The organism is Pseudomonas sp. Pseusp15 (assembly GCF_059492165.1).
Genome location: NZ_CP168523.1, coordinates 990749 through 1015440, shown reverse-complemented (window position 1 = coordinate 1015440; position 24692 = coordinate 990749). Strand labels below are relative to the sequence as shown.

At 60.5% G+C, this 24692-nt stretch carries 16 protein-coding genes; 8 read left to right on the top strand and 8 right to left on the bottom strand.

The genetic code is table 11. The features are described 5' to 3' along the window. Positions 1-13: 13 nt before the first annotated feature. The 3 genes from zipA to ACEN8R_RS04750 form a co-directional block, all read right to left on the bottom strand. Entirely contained in the window at positions 14-865 is an 852-nt protein-coding gene (zipA, locus tag ACEN8R_RS04760) for a cell division protein ZipA (RefSeq protein WP_018925283.1), read from the bottom strand. 258 nt (positions 866-1123) lie between these two features. Beyond that, the gene (gene smc / locus ACEN8R_RS04755) at positions 1124-4612 is read right to left on the bottom strand and encodes a chromosome segregation protein SMC (protein WP_018925282.1); all 3489 of its coding nucleotides are present in this window, start codon (positions 4610-4612) and stop codon (positions 1124-1126) included. A gap of 2 nt (positions 4613-4614) precedes the next feature. Continuing rightward, positions 4615-5274, bottom strand: coding sequence for a GntR family transcriptional regulator (locus tag ACEN8R_RS04750; protein WP_018925281.1), 660 nt, complete (start codon positions 5272-5274; stop codon positions 4615-4617). Positions 5275-5540: 266 nt separating this feature from the next. On the opposite strand from ACEN8R_RS04750, the gene xdhA reads away from it, so the two are divergent. From xdhA to guaD, 4 genes are all read left to right on the top strand, one after another. Continuing rightward, the gene (xdhA, locus tag ACEN8R_RS04745) at positions 5541-6995 is read left to right on the top strand and encodes a xanthine dehydrogenase small subunit (protein ID WP_018925280.1); all 1455 of its coding nucleotides are present in this window, start codon (positions 5541-5543) and stop codon (positions 6993-6995) included. Further along, a complete protein-coding gene (gene xdhB, locus ACEN8R_RS04740) occupies positions 6988-9384 on the top strand; it encodes a xanthine dehydrogenase molybdopterin binding subunit (RefSeq protein ID WP_018925279.1) in 2397 nt (798 codons plus the stop codon). Before xdhA ends, xdhB begins: the two co-directional genes overlap by 8 nt. A 124-nt stretch (positions 9385-9508) precedes the next feature. Further along, on the top strand, positions 9509-10354 hold the full coding sequence (xdhC, locus tag ACEN8R_RS04735) for a xanthine dehydrogenase accessory protein XdhC (RefSeq protein ID WP_018925278.1): 846 nt from the start codon (positions 9509-9511) through the stop codon (positions 10352-10354). A 61-nt stretch (positions 10355-10415) separates the two neighbouring features. After that, entirely contained in the window at positions 10416-11714 is a 1299-nt protein-coding gene (gene guaD, locus ACEN8R_RS04730) for a guanine deaminase (RefSeq protein ID WP_018925277.1), read from the top strand. A gap of 90 nt (positions 11715-11804) precedes the next feature. Here the strand turns inward: guaD and ACEN8R_RS04725 are convergent, their stop codons facing one another. Further along, complete coding sequence (locus ACEN8R_RS04725) at positions 11805-12569, bottom strand: GntR family transcriptional regulator (RefSeq protein WP_007941070.1); 765 nt, start codon at positions 12567-12569, stop codon at positions 11805-11807. A 409-nt stretch (positions 12570-12978) separates the two neighbouring features. On the opposite strand from ACEN8R_RS04725, the gene ACEN8R_RS04720 reads away from it, so the two are divergent. Then, entirely contained in the window at positions 12979-14169 is a 1191-nt protein-coding gene (locus ACEN8R_RS04720; RefSeq protein WP_018925276.1) for a benzoate/H(+) symporter BenE family transporter, read from the top strand. Positions 14170-14207: 38 nt separating this feature from the next. On the opposite strand, the gene ACEN8R_RS04715 is transcribed toward ACEN8R_RS04720, so the two are convergent. After that, positions 14208-14552, bottom strand: a complete 345-nt coding sequence (locus ACEN8R_RS04715; protein ID WP_018925275.1) for a YggL family protein — start codon at positions 14550-14552, stop codon at positions 14208-14210. Positions 14553-14786: 234 nt separating this feature from the next. Here ACEN8R_RS04715 and dacB point away from each other — a divergent pair, with 234 nt between their 5' ends. After that, positions 14787-16247: a D-alanyl-D-alanine carboxypeptidase/D-alanyl-D-alanine endopeptidase gene (gene dacB, locus ACEN8R_RS04710; RefSeq protein WP_018925274.1), complete on the top strand. Its 1461-nt coding sequence runs from the start codon at positions 14787-14789 to the stop codon at positions 16245-16247. Between the two features lie 116 nt (positions 16248-16363). Here the strand turns inward: dacB and ACEN8R_RS04705 are convergent, their stop codons facing one another. Both ACEN8R_RS04705 and rlmKL read right to left on the bottom strand, forming a co-directional pair. Continuing rightward, positions 16364-18754 carry a sensor domain-containing diguanylate cyclase gene (locus ACEN8R_RS04705; RefSeq protein WP_018925273.1) on the bottom strand — a complete coding sequence of 797 codons (2391 nt, stop codon included), beginning with the start codon at positions 18752-18754 and terminating at the stop codon, positions 16364-16366. Positions 18755-18897: 143 nt separating this feature from the next. Continuing rightward, positions 18898-21168 (bottom strand): bifunctional 23S rRNA (guanine(2069)-N(7))-methyltransferase RlmK/23S rRNA (guanine(2445)-N(2))-methyltransferase RlmL, encoded by a 2271-nt coding sequence (gene rlmKL, locus ACEN8R_RS04700; protein WP_018925272.1) that lies wholly within the window; start codon positions 21166-21168, stop codon positions 18898-18900. Positions 21169-21698: 530 nt separating this feature from the next. Here rlmKL and rmf point away from each other — a divergent pair. Continuing rightward, positions 21699-21914: a ribosome modulation factor gene (rmf, locus tag ACEN8R_RS04695; RefSeq protein ID WP_003223300.1), complete on the top strand. Its 216-nt coding sequence runs from the start codon at positions 21699-21701 to the stop codon at positions 21912-21914. Positions 21915-22226: 312 nt separating this feature from the next. On the opposite strand, the gene ACEN8R_RS04690 is transcribed toward rmf, so the two are convergent. Then, on the bottom strand, positions 22227-23246 hold the full coding sequence (locus ACEN8R_RS04690; protein WP_026286344.1) for a quinone-dependent dihydroorotate dehydrogenase: 1020 nt from the start codon (positions 23244-23246) through the stop codon (positions 22227-22229). 226 nt (positions 23247-23472) lie between these two features. Between ACEN8R_RS04690 and ACEN8R_RS04685 the strand changes: the two genes are divergently transcribed. Then, on the top strand, positions 23473-24684 hold the full coding sequence (locus ACEN8R_RS04685) for a CmpA/NrtA family ABC transporter substrate-binding protein (protein ID WP_018925270.1): 1212 nt from the start codon (positions 23473-23475) through the stop codon (positions 24682-24684). Positions 24685-24692 lie beyond the last annotated feature (8 nt).

The window sequence follows — 24692 nt, the reverse complement described above, 5'->3', positions numbered from 1 at the left end:
CCCAGTCATTCGTTTAGCGCTTCTGGGTCAATGCGCGGCGTTCGAACTCGACGATGCGCTGACGGTAGTGCTCAATCGTCTGGGCGGTCAGCACGCTGCGCTGGTCGTCCTTCAGTTCGCCGTTCAGCTCCTGGGACAGCTTGCGTGCCGCCGCCACCATCACGTCGAAGGCTTGCTTCGGATGACGCGGGCCTGGCAGACCGAGGAAGAAGCTCACCGCCGGGGTGCTGAAGTGGTCGATATCATCCAGATCGAAAACGCCCGGCTTGACCGCGTTGGCCATCGAGAACAGCACTTCGCCGTTACCGGCCATGCTTTCGTGGCGGTGGAAAATGTCCATCTCGCCGAAACGCAGACCGCTTTCCAGAATGTTCTGCAACAGCGCCGGGCCCTTGAAGCCGGCCGGGTCGCGGCAGATCACACTGATCACCAGCACCTCTTCGGCTTGTGGCTGATCTTTTTCAGGTGAGCTGGCGGACTTGCGGTCATCCGGGAAATCGTTGTCACGGCTGCTGAAGCTCGGGCCACCGTCCAGGTCCAGGCTGAGGTTCATATCGCCTTGCGACGGCTCGCCATGGCCACGCTTGCCGCGCTTGGAACCCGATTCGCGCGGTTCACGGGCAGGCATGCTCACCGACGGCAAGTCGTGCTCGTCCAGTTGCGGTTCTTTCTGGGTGTCCAGCACGCGGGGCGGGCCCAACAGCTCGGCGCTGGTGTCCTCGTCCGGCAGGTTGGACAGACTTCGGTCAAGACGGAATTTCAGTTTTCCCTTGCCGCCGCGCATGCGACGCCAGCCATCGAAAAGAATACCGGCAATGACAATAATGCCGATGACGATCAGCCACTCGCGCAGACCGATTTCCATGTAATCCCGTGCCTCTATAAAAAATGCTGAAAAATAAGGGGTTTACATTGTGTAAACCGCTTTAAAACGTGGCGCCAACTCTATGTTCTGACAGGCGTTTTGCCCACGTATACGAAAAATTGACATTAAACTAGCACGACCAAAGATAACTTTACACCGTCTGTCACAATGGCTTGCGCGAATATGTCGATTGGCCAGCAAGTCAAGCCAGGTAAAAAAGCCCTACAGCTTAAAATTACCTGTCCTACATGCAATGACTCAGGCGTCCACCATGGCCATCGCCTCCTCCACATCCACTGCCACCAGACGCGAGCAACCCGGCTCATGCATCGTCACCCCCATCAATTGATCGGCCATTTCCATGGCGATCTTGTTGTGGGTGATATAGATGAACTGCACCGTCTGCGACATCTCTTTGACCAGCCGTGCGTAGCGTCCAACGTTAGCGTCATCCAATGGCGCGTCAACTTCATCGAGCATGCAGAACGGCGCCGGATTCAACTTGAAGATGGCAAATACCAGGGCCAATGCGGTCAGGGCTTTTTCGCCACCGGAGAGCAAATGGATGGTGCTGTTCTTCTTTCCTGGCGGCCGCGCCATGATCGTTACCCCTGTATCGAGTAGATCTTCGCCCGTCAGTTCCAAATAGGCGCTGCCTCCACCGAAAACTTTTGGGAAAAGGGCCTGTAAACCGCCATTGATCTGATCAAAGGTATCTTTGAAGCGGTTTCGGGTTTCCTTGTCGATCTTGCGAATCACGTTCTCGAGAGTGTCCAGTGCTTCCACCAGATCGTCGTTCTGGGCATCCAGATAACGTTTACGCTCGGATTGTTGCTGGTATTCGTCGATGGCCGCGAGGTTGATCGCGCCGAGGCGCTGAATCCGCGCGGCAATACGCTCGAGTTCTTCTTCGGCGTCTTTCTCGCTGGCCCCGGCTACCAGTGTGGCGAGCACGCCATTGAGGTCGTAGCCATCTTCGAGCAATTGATCCTGCAAGGTCTTGCGCCGCACCGTCAACGCTTGCCATTCCATGCGTTGCTGTTCGAGCTGGCTGCGAATCAACTGGGATTGCTGCTCGGCCTGAGTCCGGCGCTTTTCAGCATCGCGCAGTTCACGGTCGGCGTCTTCCATGGCGATTTGCGCGGTCTTGAGCTCTTCGTCGACGGTCATGCGTTTGTCGAGCAACTCTTCGAGCTTCAGCCGCAGCTCTTCCAGCGGTGCCTCGCCCTCTTCCAGATTGAGGCTCAGCTGTTCGCGCTTCTCGGTCAGGCGCTCTGCCTGCATTTCCAGCCGCTCAAGGGCCTGACGGGTGGAATCGTGTTGCGCCTTCAACGACCCCAGGCGCACCGCCAATTGATGCGCATGGTCCTTGTGCTGCCGGGCTTCCTGGCGCACCCGATCGAGGCGTTCGCGCAGGCTGTCGCGCTGGGCCAGCAGCAACTCGCGCTGCTCGGTATCCAGCGCCATGCTGTCGAGGGCTTCCTGCAATTGCAGGCGCGCTTCGCCGATGTTTTCGTGTTCCAGAGCGCGCTGTTCGCTGAGCTCGGTGAGTTCTTCATCGAGACGGCTGCGGCGCAGGGTCAACTGTTCGACCTTGGCTTTACCAGCCGACAACTGGGCTTTCAATTCGCCCTGCTGACGCGCTTCGTCTTGCAGCAGACGGCGCAAATGTTCGCGGCCGTTTTCCTGCTGACGCTGTTGCGCCCTGAGATTCTGAAGTTGGGTTTCCAGAGTTTCAACCGTGGCTTCGCGTTCTTCACGCTCCAGGCCCAGCCGTTGGATTTCCTGGCCACGGGCGAGCACGCCGCTTTCTGCCTCGCTAGCCCGACGTACGCGTAAAAAGTGCCTGCCAACCCAGTAGCCGTCGCGGCTAATCAGGCTTTGGCCGGCAGCCAATTGCCCGCGCAGGGCCAAGGCCTGCTCAAGGCTGTCGACCGGCTTGACCTGCCCCAGCCACGGCGACAGATCGATCTGCGCCTCAACCTTGTCGAGCAAACTGCCGGGCATGCGCACGCCATCACTGGCCGGACTGAGCAGGCGCAAATCGCCTTGGGCAAACCCGGCCAGATCGAAATCACCGAAGTCGTCCACCAGCACTGCTTGCAGGTCGGCACCGAGTACGGTTTCCACCGCCAGCTCCCACCCGGCCTCAACCTTCAGGCCTTCGGCCAGACGCGGACGATCCGCCAGGTGCTGTTCGCGCAGCCATTCGGCGGTGCCGGTGCCCGGATCGAGCGCGGCTTGCTGCAAGGCTTCCAGCGAGGCCAGCCGACCGTTGAGCCGCTGCAAATCACCCTGGGCCTGCTGCTGCGCCGAAAGGGCTTGCTGCAACTCCTGACGCAGTTGTTCGAGACGTTCGACTTGCGCCTCTTCACTGGCCTGCAAGTCTTCCAGCGTCGCCTCGGACGCGGCCAACTGCTCGCTGAGTTCCATGATCGCCGCGTCTTCCGGGTCTGCCGAAAGCAACGCGCGCTCTTCGGCCAGACGTTTCTGACGATCGGCCAATCGCTCCATGCTGGTTTCCAGCTGCTGGATCCGCGACTGCTGAACTTCAGCCTGGCGACGCGGCTCGGCGGCGGTGAGGTTGAAGGTGTCCCACTGCTCCTGCCAGCCATGCATGGTGGTTTCGGATTCTTCCAGTGCGGCGGCGGCCTCTTCGGCGGCGGCGCTGGTAACTTCCTGTTCCGGCGTGAGCATGTCCAGCTCTTCGCCCAAAGTCAGCAGTAAGGTGCGGTCATGGCCCAAGTGCGATTCGGTTTCCAGCCGCGCGCGCTCGGCTTCTTTTAGATCGTCCTGCAATTGACGCAAGCGCTGCTGACCGTGCTGGATGCTCTGCTCGACCCGAGCGATGTCACCGCCGACCGAATAGAAGCGCCCCTGCACCAGATTGAAGCGCTCAGACAGGTCGTGATGCCCGTCACGCAGGCGTTCAATGGCCGCGTCGGCATTGCGCTGCTCGGCCACCAGGGCTTCGAAGGTGATTTCCTGGGTGCCGATGATTGCTTCGCGCTGGCCAACCTGCTCGTTCAGCGCCTGCCAGCGCAGGGCCGACAACTGGGCCTTGAGCTGACGCTCTTCGCCCTTGTATTCCTGATACTTCTTGGCGGCCTCGGCCTGGCGGTGCAAGCGTTCAAGCTGACGCTCGAGCTCTTCGCGCAGGTCGGTCAGGCGGGCCAGGTTTTCGTGGGTGCGGCGGATGCGGTTTTCGGTTTCGCGTCGACGCTCCTTGTACTTGGAGATGCCCGCCGCTTCTTCGATAAAGTTGCGCAGGTCTTCCGGCTTGGCTTCGATCAGCTTGGAGATCATCCCCTGCTCGATGATCGAATAGCTGCGCGGGCCGAGACCGGTGCCGAGGAAAATGTCAGTGATGTCACGACGACGGCATTTGGCGCCGTTGAGGAAATAACTGTTCTGGCTGTCGCGGGTCACTTTGCGGCGGATGGAAATTTCCGCGTAGGCGGCGTATTCGCCGATCAAGGTGCCATCGGAGTTATCGAACACCAGCTCGATGCTCGCCTGGCTCACCGGTTTACGGCTGGTGGAGCCGTTGAAGATGACGTCGGTCATCGACTCGCCGCGCAAGTTCTTGGCCGAGCTCTCGCCCATCACCCAACGCACGGCGTCGATGATGTTCGACTTGCCGCAACCATTGGGCCCGACCACCGCCGCCATGTTACTGGGGAAGTTCACCGTGGTCGGGTCGACGAAGGATTTGAACCCCGCCAGTTTGATGCACTTGAGCCGCACGCTTAAGCGACCGTCAAGGCAGAAACCACCAGATCGCAACTGCGCTGGGCATACGCCGTCAGCACCACGCGAATCTGCGCAAAGTCACGGGCCAGCACGGCGGCCAGCAGGCGTTCGAACAGTTCAAGGAACTCGCTCATCGAGGCCTTGCGCTGCTCCAAGGCAAGGAAATACGCACGGCTCATGGCCGGCTGCAGATTCTCGACGGTTTCCTGCAAGTACGGGTTGTTGGCGAACGGATACGCGGCACGCATCACGCTGAAGCTGTCGTCGACGAACGTGCGGATGTCTTGGCGTTCGTAGCTGTCGGTCAGGCGCTGCTGGATCTGCAGGAACGGCGCCATGTCGGCCTGGACTTGCCAGCCGCTAGCCACGGCGTTGCCGAGCAAGATGTACAACTCGCTCATCAGCGTGCACAGGCTCTGCACCTTATGCGCCGTCAGTTCGGTCACGTGGGCGCCACGTCGCGGCAAAATCGCGATCAAGTGGCGGCGCTCGAGGATCAGCAAGGCCTCACGGACTGAACCGCGGCTGACATTGAGGGCCAGCGTGACCTTCTGTTCCTGGATGCGCTCCCCCGGCTTCATTTCGCCGCGAATGATACGTTCGGCGAGGTGGTGAGCGATTTGCTCGGCGAGGCTGTCCGGCGCCTTGAACGTCATGGTTGTCCTTCAAACTCTTCGATCTGCACAAGCGGCGCAGTGTAGCGCAATTGAGGGGTCATGGCGGAGTGCCCACCCAGCGGTTTTTGGCACGATTCAAGCAAAAAGCAGGCTATCCCGTGAGGGTCAATAATGAAGGAACGAGTCGTTGATCGACAAAATGCCATTTCCTGACCTTTAAGTCAGAAAATCATTGACCGGAAAGTCAGACCTGATAAATTCGGCTCATGTCGGTTAACAACAATAATGAGTTTGCGAGGCCATCCGTGATCCAGTTTTTACTCAACCAGGAACTCCGTAGCGAGCACGCCCTGGACCCGAACCTGACTGTGCTCAATTACTTGCGCGAACATGTGGGCAAATCCGGCACCAAAGAAGGCTGCGCCAGCGGTGACTGTGGCGCGTGCACTGTGGTGGTCGGCGAGCTGCAGACGGATGACGATGGCCGCGAACACATTCGCTATCGCAGCCTCAACTCGTGCCTGACCTTTGTTTCGTCGCTGCACGGCAAGCAACTGATCAGCATCGAAGACCTCAAGCACCAAGGCCAACTGCACAGCGTGCAAAAAGCCATGGTCGAGTGCCACGGCTCGCAGTGCGGCTTCTGCACCCCGGGCTTTGTCATGTCGTTGTTCGCCCTGCAAAAGAACAGCGATCAACCGGACTCCCACAAGGCCCATGAAGCGCTGGCCGGCAACCTCTGCCGCTGTACCGGTTATCGGCCGATCCTGGCCGCCGCCGAGCAATCCTGCTGCGACAAGCAACCGGACCAGTTCGATGCTCGCGAAGCGCAAACCATCGCTCGCCTGAAAGCCATCGCCCCCACCGACATCGGTGAACTCAACAGTGGCGACAAACGTTGTCTGGTGCCCTTGACCGTGGCCGATCTGGCCGACCTCTACGACGCTTATCCACAGGCCCGCCTGCTGGCCGGCGGTACCGACCTGGCGCTGGAAGTCACGCAATTCCACCGCACCTTGCCGGTGATGATCTACGTCGGCAACGTCGCTGAAATGAAACGCATCGAGCGCTTCGACGATCGCCTGGAAATCGGCGCCGCCACCGCCCTCTCCGACTGTTACGACGCTTTGAAGGCCGAGTACCCGGACTTCGGCGAATTGCTGCAGCGCTTCGCTTCGTTGCAGATTCGCAACCAGGGCACCCTCGGCGGCAATATCGGCAACGCCTCGCCGATCGGTGACTCGCCACCGCTGCTGATCGCCCTTGGCGCGAAGATCGTGCTGTGCAAAGGCGAGGCTCGCCGCACCCTGGCCCTGGAAGATTACTTCATCGATTACCGGGTCACCGCGCGCCAGGAAAGCGAGTTCATCGAGAAGATCATCGTGCCCCGCGCCAGCGCTGAACAACTGTTCCGCGCCTACAAGGTGTCAAAGCGTCTGGACGACGACATTTCCGCAGTCTGCGCAGCCTTCAACCTGCGCATCGACAATGGCGTAGTCGCCGACGCCCGCGTTGCTTTCGGCGGCATGGCGGCGATCCCGAAACGCGCGAAGAACTGCGAAGCCGCGCTGGTTGGCGCACCATTCAACAACGCCACCATTGAACGCGCCTGCGCCGCACTGGCCGAAGATTTCACACCGCTCTCGGACTTCCGCGCCAGCAAGGAATATCGCCTGCTCAGCGCGCAGAACCTCCTGCGCAAATACTTCATCGAACTGCAAACACCGCACATCGAGACTCGGGTGACCGCTTATGTCTAATCATCACGCCGTAGAGAAGACCCAAGCCGAACTGGCTGAATTGTTCGCCAAGGACCTGACCACCGGCGTCGGCCGCAGCGTCAAGCACGACAGCGCCGCCAAGCATGTGTCCGGTGAAGCGCAGTACATCGACGATCGGCTGGAATTCCCCAATCAGCTGCACGTTTACGCACGGCTGTCGGATCGCGCCCACGCGAAAATCATCAGCATCGACACCCAGCCCTGCTACGCCTTCGAAGGCGTGCGCATCGCCATCACCCACGAAGACGTGCCGGGCCTGAAAGACATCGGCCCGCTGTTGCCGGGCGATCCGCTGCTGGCCATCGATGATGTGCAGTTCGTCGGCCAACCGGTGCTCGCAGTCGCCGCGAAAGACCTGGAAACCGCGCGCAAAGCCGCGATGGCGGCGATCATCGAATACGAAGACCTCGAACCGGTTCTGGACGTGGTCGAAGCCCTGCGCAAACGCCATTTCGTGCTCGACAGCCATACCCACCAGCGCGGCGATTCGGCCAATGCCTTGGCCACTGCCGAGCATCGTATCCAGGGCACGCTGCACATCGGCGGCCAGGAACACTTTTATCTGGAAACCCAGATATCCTCGGTGATGCCGACTGAAGACGGCGGGATGATCGTTTACTGCTCGACCCAGAACCCCACCGAAGTGCAGAAACTGGTGGCCGAGGTGCTGGACGTGTCAATGAACAAAATCGTCGTCGACATGCGCCGCATGGGCGGTGGTTTCGGCGGCAAGGAAACCCAGGCGGCAAGCCCGGCGTGCCTGTGCGCGGTGATCGCGCACCTGACCGGTCAACCCACCAAAATGCGCCTGCCGCGTGTCGAAGACATGCTGATGACCGGCAAGCGTCACCCGTTCTACGTCGAGTACGACGTGGGCTTCGACAGCACCGGCCGTCTGCACGGCATCGCTCTGGAGCTGGCCGGTAACTGCGGTTGCTCGCCGGATTTGTCGGCGTCGATTGTCGACCGCGCGATGTTCCATGCCGACAACTCGTACTACCTGGGCGATGCGACCATCAATGGTCACCGCTGCAAGACCAACACCGCATCGAACACCGCTTACCGTGGCTTCGGTGGCCCGCAAGGCATGGTTGCGATCGAAGAAGTGATGGACGCCATAGCCCGTCATCTGGCCCTCGATCCGCTGGCGGTGCGCAAGGCCAACTACTACGGCAAGACCGAGCGCAACGTCACCCATTACTACCAGACCGTCGAGCACAACATGCTCGAGGAAATGACCGCCGAACTGGAAGCCAGCAGCCAGTACGCCGAGCGTCGCGAAGCGATTCGTCGCTACAACGCCAACAGCCCGATCCTGAAAAAAGGCCTGGCGCTGACCCCGGTGAAATTCGGTATTTCCTTCACCGCCAGTTTCCTCAACCAGGCCGGTGCGCTGGTGCATGTCTACACCGACGGCAGCATCCACCTGAACCACGGCGGCACCGAGATGGGCCAGGGCCTCAACACCAAGGTTGCACAAGTGGTGGCTGAAGTATTCCAGGTGGAAATGGACCGGGTGCAGATCACCGCGACCAACACCGACAAAGTGCCGAACACCTCGCCGACCGCCGCCTCCAGCGGCGCCGACCTCAACGGTAAAGCCGCACAGAATGCCGCGGAAATCATCAAGAAACGCCTGGTGGAATTTGCCGCGCGACAATACAAGGTCAGCGAAGAAGACGTGGAATTCCACAACGGTCATGTGCGGGTTCGCGATCACATCCTGACGTTCGAAGCGCTGATCCAGCAGGCGTATTTCGCCCAGGTGTCGTTGTCGAGCACTGGCTTCTACAAGACTCCGAAAATCTACTACGACCGCAGTCAGGCTCGCGGTCGGCCATTCTACTACTACGCCTTCGGCGCGGCCTGCGCCGAGGTGATCGTCGACACCCTGACTGGCGAGTACAAGATGCTGCGTACCGACATCCTCCACGACGTCGGCGCCTCGCTGAACCCGGCCATCGACATCGGTCAGGTCGAGGGCGGCTTCATCCAGGGCATGGGCTGGCTGACCATGGAAGAACTGGTGTGGAACGACAAAGGCAAACTGATGACCAACGGCCCGGCCAGCTACAAGATCCCGGCCGTGGCGGACATGCCGTTGGACCTGCGGGTGAAACTGGTGGAAAACCGCAAGAACCCGGAAGACACGGTGTTCCATTCCAAGGCTGTGGGTGAGCCGCCGTTCATGCTTGGCATCGCCGTCTGGTGCGCGATCAAGGACGCCGTGGCGAGTTTGGGCGACTACCGGCATCAACCGAAAATCGACGCGCCGGCGACGCCGGAGCGGGTGTTGTGGGGCTGTGAGCAGATGCGTCAGTTGAAGGCGGTGAAGGCCGTCGAAACTGAGTCGGAAGTAGTGGTTTGATCGTTCCCACGCTCGGCGTGGGAATACAGCCCGCGACGCTCTGCGTCGCATTGTGAACAGCGGACGCGGAGCGTCCAGAGATGCATTCCCACGCCGAGCGTGGGAACGATCTTGAGAGGTGAACATGTATAACTGGATCGACGCCCTCGCCGACCTGCAAAACCGGGGTGAACCCTGTGTGTTGGTGACCATCATCGAAGAGCTCGGCTCGACGCCGCGCAATGCCGGCTCGAAGATGGTCATCAGCGCCACGCAAACGTTCGACACCATTGGTGGCGGGCATCTGGAATACAAGGCCATGCAGATCGGCCGCGAGATGCTTGCCAGCGGCCGGCAGGACACCCATCTGGAGCGCTTCAGCCTCGGTGCCAGCCTGGGCCAGTGCTGCGGCGGCGTGACCGTGCTGCTGTTCGAACCGATGGGCCAGGTGCAAGCGCAGATTGCTGTATTCGGCGCCGGACACGTCGGTCGGGCGCTGGTGCCGCTGCTCGCCAACCTGCCCTGCCGGGTGCGCTGGATCGATTCGCGGGAAGCCGAATTCCCCGAACAGATCCCCCACGGTGTGCGCAAAATCGTCACCGAAGAACCGCTGGATGAAGTCGATGACCTGCCCGCTGGCAGCTACTGCATTGTCATGACCCACAACCACCAGCTCGACCTCGAACTCACCGCCGCGATCCTCAAGCGCAACGACTTCGCCTACTTCGGCCTGATCGGTTCGAAAACCAAACGGGTGAAGTTCGAACACCGCCTGCGTGATCGTGGTTTCGACAGTGCCGTGCTGCAACGCATGCGCTGCCCGATGGGGCTGGGCGAAGTCAAAGGCAAGTTGCCTGTGGAAATCGCCATCTCCATCGCCGGCGAAATCATCGCCACCTATAACGCGAATTTCGGCCAGCACACCGCCAGCACCGGATCATCGATCGCCAAACTGCTGCCTGCTTCACGCCGCAGCCAAGCTTTTAACTGAAGAGCTTCGAACTGAAAAGCCTCGAATTGCAAAGCTTCGAACTAATTGAGAACCCAAGCCAATGACTCGCAAAGCCTACCGCGCCGCCATTTTGCACAGCATCGCCGACCCTGCCGAAGTGGGTATCGAAGCCTCGTATGAGTATTTCGAAGACGGCCTGCTGGTGGTCGAGAACGGCCAGATCAACGCCATCGGCCACGCCAGCGAATTGCTGCCAACGCTGCCGGCCGACATCGAGATCACCCATTATCAGGACGCACTGATCACTCCCGGCTTCATCGACACCCATATTCACCTGCCGCAAACCGGCATGGTCGGCGCCTACGGCGAGCAACTGCTGGACTGGCTCAACACCTACACCTTTCCGTGCGAAAGCCAGTTTGCCGACAAGGTTCACGCCGATGAAGTCGCAGATATTTTCATCAAGGAACTGCTGCGCAACGGCACCACCACCGCCCTGGTCTTCGGCAGCGTGCATCCGCAATCGGTGAACTCGTTTTTCGAGGCTGCCGAGCAACTGGATCTGCGGATGATCGCCGGCAAGGTGATGATGGATCGCAACGCGCCTGACTACCTGACCGACACTGCCGAATCGAGCTACGTCGAAAGCAAGGCGCTGATCGAACGCTGGCACGGCAAGGGCCGCCTGCATTACGCGGTCACGCCGCGCTTCGCCCCGACCAGCACCCCGGAACAGCTTGCACTGGCGGGGCAGTTGCTCACTGAATACCCGGATCTGTACATGCAGACCCACATCAGCGAAAACCTCAAGGAAGTCGAGTGGGTCAAGGAACTGTTCCCGGAGCGCAAGGGCTACCTGGACGTCTACGATCACTACCAACTGCTCGGCGAGCGCTCGGTGTTCGCCCACGGCGTGCACCTGTGCGACGACGAATGCGCGCGCCTGGCGCAGACCGGATCGGCGATTGCGTTCTGCCCGACCTCGAACTTCTTCCTCGGCAGCGGCTTGTTCAACCTGCCGATGGCCGAGAAGCACAAACTGAATGTCGGACTGGGCACGGACGTCGGCGGCGGCACCAGTTTCTCGCTGCTGCAAACCCTGAACGAAGCGTACAAGGTCATGCAGCTGCAAGGCGCACGGCTGAGCCCGTTCAAGTCGCTTTACCTCGCCACCCTCGGCGGTGCCCGCGCGCTGCGCCTGGAAGACAAGATCGGCACCCTGCAACCGGGCTCCGACGCGGACTTCCTGGTGCTGGACTACAACGCGACGCCGCTGCTGAGCTATCGCCTGAAGCAGGCCAATAACATAGCCGAGACGTTGTTTGTGTTGATGACGCTGGGGGATGATCGGACTGTGCTGCAGACGTACGCGGCGGGGAATCTGGTGCATCAGCGTTAAGGTTTTTCGGGCATAAAAAATCCCCCGCATTCATTGATTGCGGGGGATTTTTTTGTCGCCTGTCAGACCGCTATCGCGACTCGGCCCGATTTATAGCTTGGCAGTCGAGCGCCCTGGCTTCTTGGTCTGCAACAGATGCGAGAACACCGCATGCAAATCATCCGACGCGCTTTCTTCGTCGAGGTTGAGTTTGCTGTCGATGTGGTCCATGTGATGCATCATCAAATCCACCGCCAGCGTCGCGTCCCGCGCTTCGATGGCGTCGATCAGCTGGGTGTGTTCATCGTAGGAACAGTGGGAACGGTTGCCGCTCTCATACTGGGCGATGATCAGCGATGTCTGGGACACCAGGCTGCGCTGGAAGCTGATCAGCGGCGCGTTCTTCGCCGCCTCGGCCAGTTTCAAGTGAAACTCGCCCGACAGACGAATACCGGCACCGCGATCGCCACGGGAGAAGCTGTCGCGCTCGTCGTTGACCATCTGCCGCAAGTCGGCAATCTGCTCGGCAGTGGCGTGCTGCACCGCCAATTCAGTGATCGCCCGCTCCACCAGACGCCGCGCCATGAACACCTGACGGGCCTCTTCAACACTCGGGCTGGCGACGACAGCGCCGCGATTCGGACGCAGCAACACCACGCCTTCATGGGCCAGACGCGACAGCGCGCGGCGAATGATGGTGCGACTGACCCCGAAAATTTCCCCCAGCGCTTCTTCGCTCAACTTGGTGCCGGGAGCCAGACGCTGTTCGAGGATGGCCTCGAAGATATGCGCGTAGACAATATCGTCCTGGGTACCGCTGCGGCCGGCTTTGCCTGCTCGCGGTTGTTTCTTGAGGGGTTGCAACTGTTCGTTCATGGGCACTCGAGTCGGGAGAACTGCGGCGAATTGACCGTGACTGTAATACGGCACAGTGGGTCACTGGCAAGTATCGCGTAAAAAACACTGCAATTGTACACAATGGCGGGTGGCAACACGACTGTACGGCTGTTTGTCGCCTTTGCTGTATTGCAACGACCGGTTACGTTTCAGTTTAGGCTTGAACGCACAAACCTGTGGGCGGGAACTGAAGTGAAGAGACCATTGTGGCGAGGGAGCTTGCTCCCGCTCGGCGGCGAAGCCGTCGTTGATGCTGCTAACGCGCTTCATCTATCTGAGCGCATTGGATTGTTTGGGGGGCCGCTTCGCAGCCCAGCGGGAGCAAGCTCCCTCGCCACAAAAGCTCCCCGGAGTTGATTATTTCTATAAAACAAGGAACACCGCTGTCATGACCGACGCCACGCACACGCAGCTTCGTCCCCTGACCGACACGTCGCCCTCGGCCATCGTCGCCGGGTTCATCGCCATGATGACCGGTTACACCAGTTCGCTGGTGCTGATGTTCCAGGCCGGGCAAGCGGCGGGCCTGAGCAGCGGGCAGATTTCGTCGTGGATCTGGGCGATCTCCATCGGCATGGCGGTGTGCTCGATCGGCCTGTCCTTGCGCTATCGCACCCCGATTACCATTGCCTGGTCGACCCCCGGCGCGGCGTTGCTGATCACCAGCCTGGGCGGTGTTTCCTATGGCGAGGCCATCGGCGCCTACATTACTTGCGCAGTGTTGGTGACCGTGTGCGGCCTGACGGGCAGTTTCGAACGGCTGGTGAAAAAGATTCCGGCCTCGTTGGCGGCAGCGTTGCTGGCGGGGATTCTGTTCAAGATCGGCAGCGAGATTTTCGTCGCCGCCCAGCACCGCACCGCGCTGGTCCTGGGGATGTTCTTCACGTATCTGCTGGTCAAGCGCCTGTCGCCACGCTACGCCGTGCTTGCGGCACTGTTGATCGGCACCGCGCTGGCTGGTTTCATGGGGTTGCTGGATTTCAGTGGCTTTCACCTGGAAGTCGCGACGCCGGTCTGGACCACGCCGCATTTCTCCCTGGCCGCGACCATCAGCATCGGCATCCCGCTGTTCGTGGTGGCGATGACCTCGCAGAACATGCCGGGCATCGCCGTTTTGCGCGCCGACGGCTACAACGTCCCGGCCTCGCCGCTGATCACCACCACTGGGATTGCCTCGCTGCTGTTGGCACCGTTCGGCTCCCACGGCATCAACCTGGCCGCCATCAGCGCAGCGATCTGCACCGGGCCGCACGCCCATGAGGATCGCAACAAGCGCTACACGGCAGCGGTCTGGTGCGGGATTTTCTACGGAATTGCCGGAGTGTTCGGCGCGACACTGGCGGCGTTGTTTGCCGCGTTGCCTAAAGAACTGGTGCTGTCGATTGCCGCGCTGGCGCTGTTCGGCTCAATCATCAACGGGCTGAGCATTGCCATGGCGCAAGTGCAGGAACGGGAAGCGGCGCTGATTACCTTTATGGTGACGGCATCGGGGCTGACGCTGTTTTCCATCGGTTCGGCGTTCTGGGGGATTGTCGCGGGGGTGTTGACGCTGGTGATTCTGAATTGGCGCAAGGCCTGAAAAAAACGGCGACCCTTGGGTCGCCGTTTTTTTGAACATCAGGCTACCGGATTGATCGGCTTTTCCGGGTACCAGACGTCGATCAGCGGGCTGACTTCAGCGCTGGTCAATTCACTACGGCCCTTGAGCCAGGCTTCAACAGCGGCACGCTGTGCTTCGGTCACCGAGCCACGCTTCTGCAGGCAAACCAGACCGAAGTCATCGCCGCCCACATAACCCAGACCGTTGGCTTCCATGGCTTCTTTCAGGAACGCGTCGAGGAAAGCATCAATGGCTTCATCAGCCAAATCTTCTTTGAAATCCAGGTTCAGTTCGAAACCCAGCTCTTGAAATTCATCGACGCACAGTTTTTTGCGCAGACGCTGGGAACGGTTAGTCGCCATTGGAACAATCCTCATAAGTAATAACGGGCGGCACTTTAGCAGTTTAAGGCGCCGATTACCCGCCTCAGAACGGCGCGACGTCTACCGTCGGTAAAAAAATAGCGGATTAGTCGACCAAGGTGCGGCACAAGCCCTTGCACCTTGGGGCATAATGCCGACACTTTCATGACCGCTGAGGGAATTTATCACCATGCCCTCGTCTTTTTTCCCCTCGGCTGTAGGGTTTTATTTCAGATGATCAAATCTTTGCGTCCATTGCTGCTGGCCAGCCTTCTTCTGCCCCTGGCCCTCCCCGTTTCCGCCGCACCGATCAACACCGCCCTGTCGCCCAACGTTGAAAAGGCCCTCAAGGCCAGCAAATTGCCGGACAGTGCCTTGTCGCTGGTGATGATCCCGCTTAATGGCCCGGGCACCCCAACCGTCTATAACGCTGACGTTTCGGTCAACCCGGCCTCGACCATGAAACTGGTCACCACCTATGCGGCGCTGGAAATGCTTGGCCCGAACCATCAGTGGAAAACCGAGTTCTACACCGACGGCACCCTCAGCGGTGGCATCCTCAACGGTAACCTCTACCTCAAGGGTGGCGGCGATCCGAAGCTGAACATGGAAAAACTCTGGCTGCTGATGCGCGACTTGCGCGCCAATGGCGTGACCCAGGTCACCGGCGACCTGGTGCTGGACCGCGGCTTCTTCGTCCAGCCGCAACTGCCCGAGTTCAACGACGACGGCAATGACGAGAACAAACCGTTCCTGGTCAAGCCCGACGCACTGCTGGTCAACCTCAAGGCCCTGCGCTTCGTGGCCCGCAACGACTCGGGCAAGGTCCTGGTGTCGGTCGAGCCGCCGATTGCCAGCATCCGCATCGACAATCAGGTCAAGGCGCTCAACTCCAAGCAATGCACCGGGGGCGTGCGCTACAACCCGGTGACCCAGGCTGATGGCAGCGTCACCGTGACCGTCGGCGGCCAGTTGGGCGAAGGTTGCAGCTCCCAGACCTACTTGTCGCTACTCGACCACGCGACCTACACCGCCGGCGCCGTGCGCGCGATCTGGAAGGAACTGGGCGGCAGTATCCAGGGCCAGGATCGTCTGGCACCGACGCCGAGCAGCGCCAAGGTGCTGGCCCGGGCCTACTCGCCAGACCTGGCGGAAATCATTCGCGACATCAACAAATACAGTAACAACACTATGGCTCAGCAGTTGTTCCTGAGCCTGGGCCAGAAGTTCCGCACCGACGCCGACAGTGATGACGCCAAAGCGGCCCAGCGCGTGGTACGTCAGTGGCTGGCGCAGAAAGGCATCACCGCACCGCACCTGGTGATGGAGAACGGCTCCGGCCTGTCCCGCGCCGAACGGGTAAGCGCGCGTGAAATGGCCGCGATGCTGCAAGCCGCCTGGCGCAGCCCGTACGCCGCCGAGTTCATCAGTTCGATGCCGATTGCCGGCACCGACGGCACCATGCGCAAACGCCTGAAGCGCACGGCCATGACCGGTGAAGCCCACGTCAAGACCGGCACCCTGAACACTGTGCGTGCCATCTCCGGCTTCAGCCGCGATGTCAATGGCAATACCTGGGCAGTGGTGGCGATCCTTAACGACAAGGCTCCGTTTGGCGCGTCTTCGGTGCTGGATCAGGTGCTGCTGGACTTGTATCGCCAGCCGAAGCTGCCGACCACGGCATCGGTGTTGTAAGCCTTTAGAGTCAAAAGATCGCAGCCTTCGGCAGCTCCTACAGGGTGTACACATTCCCATGTAGGAGCTGCCGAAGGCTGCGATCTTTTTCTGTCCACACAAACATCCCGCCTGACCTAGCTCATCTGCCCCTCAACCCTATCCCTTCCCGCCTGCTTCGCCGCGTAAACCCCCGAATCCGCCCGCAACAGCAACGCATCCGCGCCTTCCCCGGCCCGCCAGCTGGCAATCCCGAAACTCGCGGTAACGATCCCCACCTCGTCGATCGGCGAACTGCGCAACCCTTGCCACAGTTCCAAGGCCAGCACATGAGCCTGCTCGCCGTCGATGTCCGGACAGAGCACCATGAACTCTTCGCCCCCCAGGCGACAGAACACATCGGTGCGCCGCAGGCGACGGCCAATACGCTCACACACCGCCTGCAATACCCGATCGCCCACGGCATGGCCGTGCTGGTCATTGATGCGTTTGAAGTGGTCGATGTCGAGCATGATCACCGACAACTCGCCACCACCGCGCTCGACCCGGGCCATTTCGGTGGTCAGGCGCTCCTGGAAGTAGCGGCGGTTGTGGATCCCGGTCAAGGAGTCGGTCACCGACAGCGCGCGCAATTCCTCTTCCACCCGCTTGAGGTCGGAAATGTCCGAAATGTAGCCATGCCACAGCACACCGCCACCGGGCAGTTCCTCCGGCGTTGCTTCGCCGCGGACCCAGCGCAGGCCACGCTCGGGCAATTGCACGCGATACTCTTCGCGCCAGGGGCTGAGGTTGTCCGCCGACACCTGGATCGACGCGCGGACCCGGCGCGAGTCCTGAGGATGAATCCGCGAGAACACCGCTTCGGCATTGCTCAGCAGCACCTCCAATTCGAGTTCGTAGATCTCGCGCATCCCGTCGCTGGCGTAGATAATGCTGAAGCGCCCATCGAACTCCATCTTGAACTGGTAAATCCCGCCGGGCACATGGGCACTGAGCTTCTTCAACAACAGGTCCCGCGCCGCCAGAGCCTCGTGGACACGCTTGCGCTCGGTGACGTCGATACAGATCGCCAGGTGCCCAACCCACAGCCCTTGTTCGTCGAGAACTGGGGTCGCCAGCATGTTCACCGTCAAATGGCTACCGTCGCGGCGCACCAGCGTCCACTCCCGGGCTTCATGACCGCCCTCTTCCCCGCCTTCGACCAACATGGCCTGACAGGTCGGAATCGGCTTGCCATAGCGCGCGCTCAACTCCGCCGACCGCGCCTCGAGCTCCCGGGGCAGGTGCAGGTTTTCCAGGGTCATGTGGCCCACGGCCTGCGCACTGGAGTAACCGAGCATGTGCTCGGCACCGGCATTGAAAGTGCTGACGATCCCCCGCAGGTCGGTGGCGATGATCGCCACCTGAGTCGCAGCATCCAGCACGCCGCGCAATTGGCCATGCGTGCCGCGCAGCTCTTGCTCACGGGCGTGCAGTTCCTCGGTCCGTTGCTCGACCATTTTCAGCGCCCGTTGCCGCTGGCTGACCAACACATAGAGAAACACACTGAGCAACAAGCTGAGTAAACCACCCAGCACCACCTGGCTGGTCACTGAAGAATGGTTGGCTTGCAGGAACGCAGCACTGGGGCGCATATCCACTTGATAATCGTGGTCGGCCAGGCGCAGCAAGCGCGTGGAGGATAAGTCACTGGCCCCCGCCGGGTTGGTCGACTCGTACAGCACTTCGTGTTGGTCATCGGTGGACAAGTCGAGAATGCGCACCGACAGAGAATCATGATTCTCTTCCGGCAGCCCGTCCGCCAGCAGCTGGCGCATGCTGATCACCGCCATCACATACCCGGCGGGCGTGGTGCCCGGCAGCTGCTGACGGCTGACCGGTGCCACCAGCAACACACCCCGTGAATAGGCAGGCTCAATGCCTACCAGATGCAATGGTTGCGAGACAACCATGCCGCCAGTTCGATCGGCACGCTCCAGGGTCGAACGGCGCAGGGGCTGGGCCAGCAGGTCGTAACCCAGCGGCGTGGGCAGTCGGCTCTGGGTTTGGGTATAGAGCACCGGCACGTACTCGTCCCGTTCCGCGGCCGGTTGCAACTGGCCGTCGGCGGTGAGTTCGCGAAAGGTGAAATTGCTCAAGCCTTCGTCATGCACGAAGCGTTCAAGCAAGGGGCGTTCGGCGCGGGAAACCCGTGGTGCCCAGGAATAGGCTTGAGTGCGCCGCAAAAGAGGTTTGGCGTAACCGTCGAATTCCTCGCGGGACACCGACTCGGAATTGGCGAAGAACCGGCGCAGGCCATCAAGGCGCTGCTCCTGATCCTCGAAACGTTCTACGATACGGCTGTAGCGTTCACTGGCGAGCAGTTGGAAACGTTGCCGCATTTGCTGATGAAACTGATTGAGCGTGGCCCAGGCCAGCAACCCCGTAAGAATCCCGCCGACGAGCAATACCAGCAGCGCGACCAGCCAGGCCGAGACATCTTCGCTGATAAAACCCAGGATCTTGGGGCGCACGGCGTGTAACGACATAAACGCAACTCATAACGCCAGGTGCCGGAAAGCCCATTGGCCATGAGTTGAGTTATAGCTATTAGCCACTAATTTGACCAGCACTGAAAGAACCAAAGAGCCTTTAAAAATCAAGGCTCTGTGGATCCAATCAGGCTCAAGTGTCAGCGAGCAGTGATCTTCCAGGCACGGTGGATCTTGCCATTACGGGCGAAATCCGGATCGATGGTCTGGGCCGTGATTTCTTCAACGGCATAACGCTCGGTGAGGTTTTCCTCGAGCTGGAACTTGCGGAAGTTGTTGGAGAAGTACAACACCCCACCCGGTGCCAGTCGCGCCATGGCCAGGTCGATCAACTGCACCTGGTCACGCTGCACGTCGAAGATCCCTTCCATGCGCTTGGAGTTGGAGAAGGTCGGCGGGTCGATGAAGATCAGGTCGTATTCGTCACGGCAGGCGTCGAGCCAGGCCATCACGTCGCCCTGCTCCAGACGATTCTTGTCGGAGAAACCGTTCAGCGACAGATTGCGCCGCGCCCAGTCCAGGTAAGTTTTCGACAGGTCGACGCTGGTGGTGCTGCGCGCACCGCCCTTGGCCGCATGCACGCTGGCGGTCGCGGTGTAGCAATACAGGTTGAGGAAGCGTTTGCCGGCCGCCTCTTTCTGAATCCGCATGCGCATCGGCCGGTGGTCGAGGAACAACCCGGTGTCGAGGTAGTCGGTGAGGTTCACCAGCAGCTTCACGCCGCCTTCGTTGACCTCGTTGAACTTGCCCTGGGCGCTCTGGCGTTCGTACTGCTTGGTGCCGCTCTGACGTTCGCGACGCTTGACCACCACGCGGCTCTTGTCGATGTTCAACGCCTGCGGGATTGCCGCCAGGGCATCGAACATCCGCGCCGAGGCTTTTTCCGGATCGATGGATTTCGGCGCGGCGTATTCCTGAACGTGGACCCAGTCGTGATACAGGTCGATGGCCATGGAATATTCCGGCATGTCGGCATCGTAGACGCGGTAGCAGTCGATGCCTTCACGCTTGACCCACTTGCCCAGCGCCTTGACGTTCTTTTGCAGACGGTTGGCAAACATCTGCCCACCTTCGCTCAAGCGCGGTTGCTCAATCACCGGGGCGGGTGCCGGAGCCGGTTTGATCGGATTGCCGTTCTTGTTGTACTTGCGCTCTTGCGGCTCACTCGGTGCTTCATCGTAGGCCGCCTGTTCACGCTCGGCCTGACGCTGTTCCGGGGTGCGACGCTCGCCGGTGACGAACTGGTCTGGCGTGACCTTGATCAGCAGCAATTTGCACGGCAACGCGCCGTTCCAGAACGAATACTGTTTGTGGCTGCGGATGCCCATGCGCTTGCCCAGGTCCGGAGCGCCAGTGAACACCGCCGCCTCCCAGTTCAAGCACGCCTGACGCAGACGCTCGCCGAGGTTCTGGTAGAGGTAGAGCAGGCTCGCCTCATCGCCCAGACGCTCGCCGTACGGAGGGTTGCAGATCACCAGGCCTTTCTGGTTCTGGTCCGGACGCGGCTCGAACGTTGCCACTTCGCCCTGGTAAATCTTGATCCACTCGCTCAGGCCGGCACGTTCGACGTTGTTGCGGCCCGGTTGAATCAGGCGTGGGTCGGCTTCGTAACCGCGAATCCACAGCGGTGGCTTGGCCAGGCCAGCCGCAGCGCGTTCAGTGGCTTCTTCGTGGAGTTTTTTCCACAGCGCCGGCACGTGACCGAGCCAGGCGGTGAAGCCCCACTGCTCACGGCGCAGGTTCGGCGCCATATCGGCGGCGATCATGGCGGCTTCCACCAGGAACGTGCCGACACCGCACATCGGGTCAGCCAGCGCGCCACCATCGGCGGCAATGCGCGGCCAGCCGGAACGGATCAGAATCGCTGCCGCGAGGTTTTCCTTCAGCGGCGCCGCGCCTTGCTGCAAGCGATAACCGCGCTGGTGCAGGCTGTGCCCGGACAGGTCGAGGGACAGGATGGCTTCGCCACGGTCCAGACGCAGGTGAACGCGCAGGTCCGGGTTGAGCTTGTCGATGGACGGGCGATCGCCTTGCGGGGTGCGCAGTTTGTCGACGATGGCATCCTTGACCTTCAAGGCGCCAAAGTGCGTGTTGTCGATGCCAGAGCCGTGACCGCTGAATTCGACGGCCAGGGTGCCGTCGTTGAGCATGTGGTCTTGCCAATCGATATCCAGCACGCCGTGATAGAGATCTTCGGCGTCCTTCATCGGGAAGCGCTTGAGCACCAACAGCACCCGGTTCGCCAGACGCGACCACAGGCACAGGCGATAAGCGGTTTCCATGGTGGCCATGCCGCGCACAGCCGAGGTGTGCTCGCGTGCTTCCTCAAGGCCAAGCCCGACGGCTTCCTCGATGAGCAGACCTTCAAGGCCTTTGGGGCAAGTGAGGAAGAGTTCGAAACGATCGGACATGGTAATTCCAGAGCCTTTAGCTAAGTGAACCGGCAACGCGTTGCCGATCCGGTTTTCAATCAGGCGTTTTTCTAACAGACGCCCGCGTGGCACGAAGGTGTGCCGTCCCACCCTGACTGCTCGGGTTAAAAGAGCTTAGATGCCAGGGCAGATAAAAAAGTTGATGAAACAAAATGTCATAAGTCGACCCTTCGTCGAATAATACCCAAGAGCAACGGGTGTCATTCTCGTTAAGGCGCAACCCCCAGCATCCCAGCGAAGGGCCGATCATACCGGGCTTTGGCCAATCAACACGGCACAAATATCGTGTTACTTATGGCCATACCATCTTTATGGTTACGTTCTTATGACAAAACGGTCATTCCCTCGATGTGACGCATTGGTTAGAACTCCACTCAGGTTGACGTCGCAACGGCGTCAACACCTTGGCTCGCGACGCCGGCAGCGAGCCACCAACGGCAGAATTTTTCTGCCTGACCTCGATTGAGGTCGACGCGATACATACAGTCAACAAGTGAGGGAAACACCCTATGAGAAGACTTAAGCGTGATCCGTTGGAAAGAGCATTTTTGCGCGGATATCAATATGGCGTTGGTGGTAAATCCCGTGAGCTTTGCCCTTTTACTCTACCGTCGGTACGCCAAGCCTGGATCAATGGCTGGCGAGAAGGACGCGGCGACAATTGGGACGGTATGACCGGCACTGCGGGAATCCACAGACTCAACGAACTTCACGCCGTCGGCTAATACAGGGCACACACTCCGACACGACAATCTGATTACGCTACGACTTAACCACGCACGTCCTATCCGGACGGCGGGCTTCGGCCCAGGGGCTCCTTCGGGGAGCCCTTTTTTATGCCTGCAAAGAAACTACGGTGGTGAGGTCGTTTCTGTGGCGAGGGAGCTTGCTCCCGCTGGGCTGCGATGCGGCCCCAAAACCAATCAACCCGGAGTGTCAGGTAAAACGCGGTTGCAGGATTTACGACTGCTTCGCAGCCGAGCGGGAGCAAGCTCCCTCGCCACAAAAGCCCCCACCATCAGGGCCCAAATCAGGCTTCAGCGCAACGCGGCGATGGCATCTACCGATTCACGAATCAGTGCAGGGCCTTTATAGATAAAGCCCGAATAGATCTGCACCAGGCTCGCACCCGCGGCGATTTTCTCAGCCGCGTGCTTGCCTTCAGTGATGCCGCCCACCGCGATGATCGGCAAGCGACCGGCCAGTTCCGCCGCCAGCACCTTCACGGTGTGGGTGCTCTTGTCGCGAACCGGTGCGCCGGACAACCCGCCCGCCTCGTCACCGTGCTCCAGGCCTTCGACGCCGACGCGGCTCAGGGTGGTGTTGGTGGCGATCACCGCATCCATCCCGGTTTCGATCAACGCCTGGGCGACTTGAGCGGTTTCTTCATCGCTCATGTCCGGTGCGATCTTGATCGCCAAAGGCACATGTTTGCCGTGGCGCAGGGCCAATTCCGCCCGGCGCGTGGCCAGGTCGGCAAGCAATTGCTTGAGCGAATCGCCGAATTGCAGGCTGCGCAGGCCCGGTGTGTTCGGCGAACTGACATTGACCGTCACGTAGCTGGCGTGTGCATAGACCTTGTCCAGGCAGATCAGGTAGTCGTCAACCGCACGTTCAACCGGCGTATCAAAGTTCTTGCCGATATTGATGCCCAGCACGCCCTTGTACTTGGCCGCCGCCACGCGAGCGAGCAAGTGATCGACGCCGAGGTTGTTGAAACCCATGCGGTTGATGATCGCCTCGGCTTGCGGCAAGCGGAAAATCCGTGGTTTCGGATTACCCGGTTGCGGACGCGGGGTAATGGTACCGATTTCGACGAAACCGAAACCCAGTTGGGCAAACCCGTCGATCGCCGCGCCGTTCTTGTCCAGACCGGCCGCCAGACCCACCGGGTTCGGGAATTCCAGGCCCATGACCGTCACCGGCATTTTCGCCGGTGCCTTGCACAGTAAGCCGTTGAGGCCCAAACGCCCGCCCGCGCCGATCAGGTCCAGGGACAGATCGTGGGAGGTTTCCGGGGAAAGTTTGAACAGCAGCTGACGGGCCAGGGTGTACATGGGCAGGCTTGACTCGGGTGGCGATGAGAGGCGGCGATTATAGCCGCGCATCGAGTCCACAGGCGAGGCGCACGACAAAATCAGCCAGCGATGGCATATGCCTTGCACCAACATGATCATCAGCACTCATGCCAACGACGGAATGAGTGGAAGGACAATGGCGTCGTCACCGGCTCTGCTCGCGCAGAGGCCATGGGACGACGTTTTTTTTGGAAGGTGCAAATCGATGAATGAACCATCAGCCGGCCCACTGGCCTGGGTCAACGGCAGCGATGCCCCGGAAAAAACCGAAATCAACCTTGGCTTCATGGCTCTGAGCGACTGCGCCTCAGTGGTGGTCGCCGCCACCCAGGGCTTCGCCCAGCCTTACGGTCTGACCCTGAACCTCAAGCGCCAGTCGTCCTGGGCCAACCTGCGGGACAAACTGGTCAGCGGCGAACTCGACGCCGCCCACAGCCTGTACGGCCTGATTTACGCCGTGCATCTGGGCATCGGCGGCGTAGCCTCCACCGATATGGCTGTGCTCATGGGCCTGAACCAGAATGGCCAGAGCATCAACCTCTCCCACGGCTTGCAGGCCCTGGGCGTGACCAGTCCTGAAGCACTGGACCATCACGTGCACCAAAGTCGCCCAAAACTAACCTTCGCCCAGACATTTCCCACAGGCACCCATGCCATGTGGCTGTATTACTGGCTGGCGAGCCAGGGCATTCATCCGTTGCAGGATGTCGACAGCGTGGTGGTGCCCCCGCCGCAAATGGTCGCGCACCTGCAAGCCGGGCGCATCGACGGGTTCTGCGTCGGCGAACCGTGGGCTGCCAGTGCGGTGCAACAGAATCTCGGGTTCACCATGGCCACCACCCAGACGATTTGGCCCGATCACCCGGAAAAAGTCCTCGGCTGCACCCGGGCCTTTATCGAGCAATACCCCAATACCGCCCGGGCCTTGGTGATGGCGATCCTCGAGGCCAGCCGCTTCATCGAAGCCAGCCGCGAAAATCGCCGCAGCACCGCGCAACTGTTGAGCGCTCCCCAATACCTGGATGCCCCGCTCGATTGCATCGAACCGCGCTTGCTCGGTGACTACGCCGACGGCCTGGGCAATCGCTGGCAAGACCCGCACGCGGTGCGTTTCCACAGTGACGGCGAGGTCAATCTGCCGTATCTGTCCGACGGCATGTGGTTCATGACCCAGTTCCGTCGCTGGGGTTTGCTGCGTGACGACCCGGATTACCTCGGCGTGGCCCGCCAAGTCCAGCAACTAGACTTATACAGTGAGGCCGCCGCCGCTGTCGGCGTGCCCGCCCGTGGTCAGGAAATGCGCAGCAGTCAACTGATCGACGGCAAGATCTGGGACGGTTCGGACCCGGCCGGCTATGCCCGCAGTTTTACGCTGCACGCCATGAGCGACAGCGCTCCCCTTCTCGCCAGCCGCTGACAGGAGCC

Excerpts from the sequence above, each read along its gene's own strand:
- guaD (WP_018925277.1), top strand. The coding sequence starts at position 10,416 with ATGACTCGCAAAGCCTACCGCGCCGCCATTTTGCACAGCATCGCCGAC.
- ACEN8R_RS04715 (WP_018925275.1), bottom strand. The coding sequence starts at position 14,552 with ATGGCGACTAACCGTTCCCAGCGTCTGCGCAAAAAACTGTGCGTCGAT.
- ACEN8R_RS04720 (WP_018925276.1), top strand. The coding sequence starts at position 12,979 with ATGACCGACGCCACGCACACGCAGCTTCGTCCCCTGACCGACACGTCG.
- ACEN8R_RS04725 (WP_007941070.1), bottom strand. The coding sequence starts at position 12,569 with ATGAACGAACAGTTGCAACCCCTCAAGAAACAACCGCGAGCAGGCAAA.
- rlmKL (WP_018925272.1), bottom strand. The coding sequence starts at position 21,168 with ATGTCCGATCGTTTCGAACTCTTCCTCACTTGCCCCAAAGGCCTTGAA.
- dacB (WP_018925274.1), top strand. The coding sequence starts at position 14,787 with ATGATCAAATCTTTGCGTCCATTGCTGCTGGCCAGCCTTCTTCTGCCC.
- ACEN8R_RS04705 (WP_018925273.1), bottom strand. The coding sequence starts at position 18,754 with ATGTCGTTACACGCCGTGCGCCCCAAGATCCTGGGTTTTATCAGCGAA.
- xdhB (WP_018925279.1), top strand. The coding sequence starts at position 6,988 with ATGTCTAATCATCACGCCGTAGAGAAGACCCAAGCCGAACTGGCTGAA.
- ACEN8R_RS04690 (WP_026286344.1), bottom strand. The coding sequence starts at position 23,246 with ATGTACACCCTGGCCCGTCAGCTGCTGTTCAAACTTTCCCCGGAAACC.
- ACEN8R_RS04685 (WP_018925270.1), top strand. The coding sequence starts at position 23,473 with ATGAATGAACCATCAGCCGGCCCACTGGCCTGGGTCAACGGCAGCGAT.
- ACEN8R_RS04750 (WP_018925281.1), bottom strand. The coding sequence starts at position 5,274 with ATGACGTTCAAGGCGCCGGACAGCCTCGCCGAGCAAATCGCTCACCAC.
- zipA (WP_018925283.1), bottom strand. The coding sequence starts at position 865 with ATGGAAATCGGTCTGCGCGAGTGGCTGATCGTCATCGGCATTATTGTC.
- rmf (WP_003223300.1), top strand. The coding sequence starts at position 21,699 with ATGAGAAGACTTAAGCGTGATCCGTTGGAAAGAGCATTTTTGCGCGGA.
- xdhC (WP_018925278.1), top strand. The coding sequence starts at position 9,509 with ATGTATAACTGGATCGACGCCCTCGCCGACCTGCAAAACCGGGGTGAA.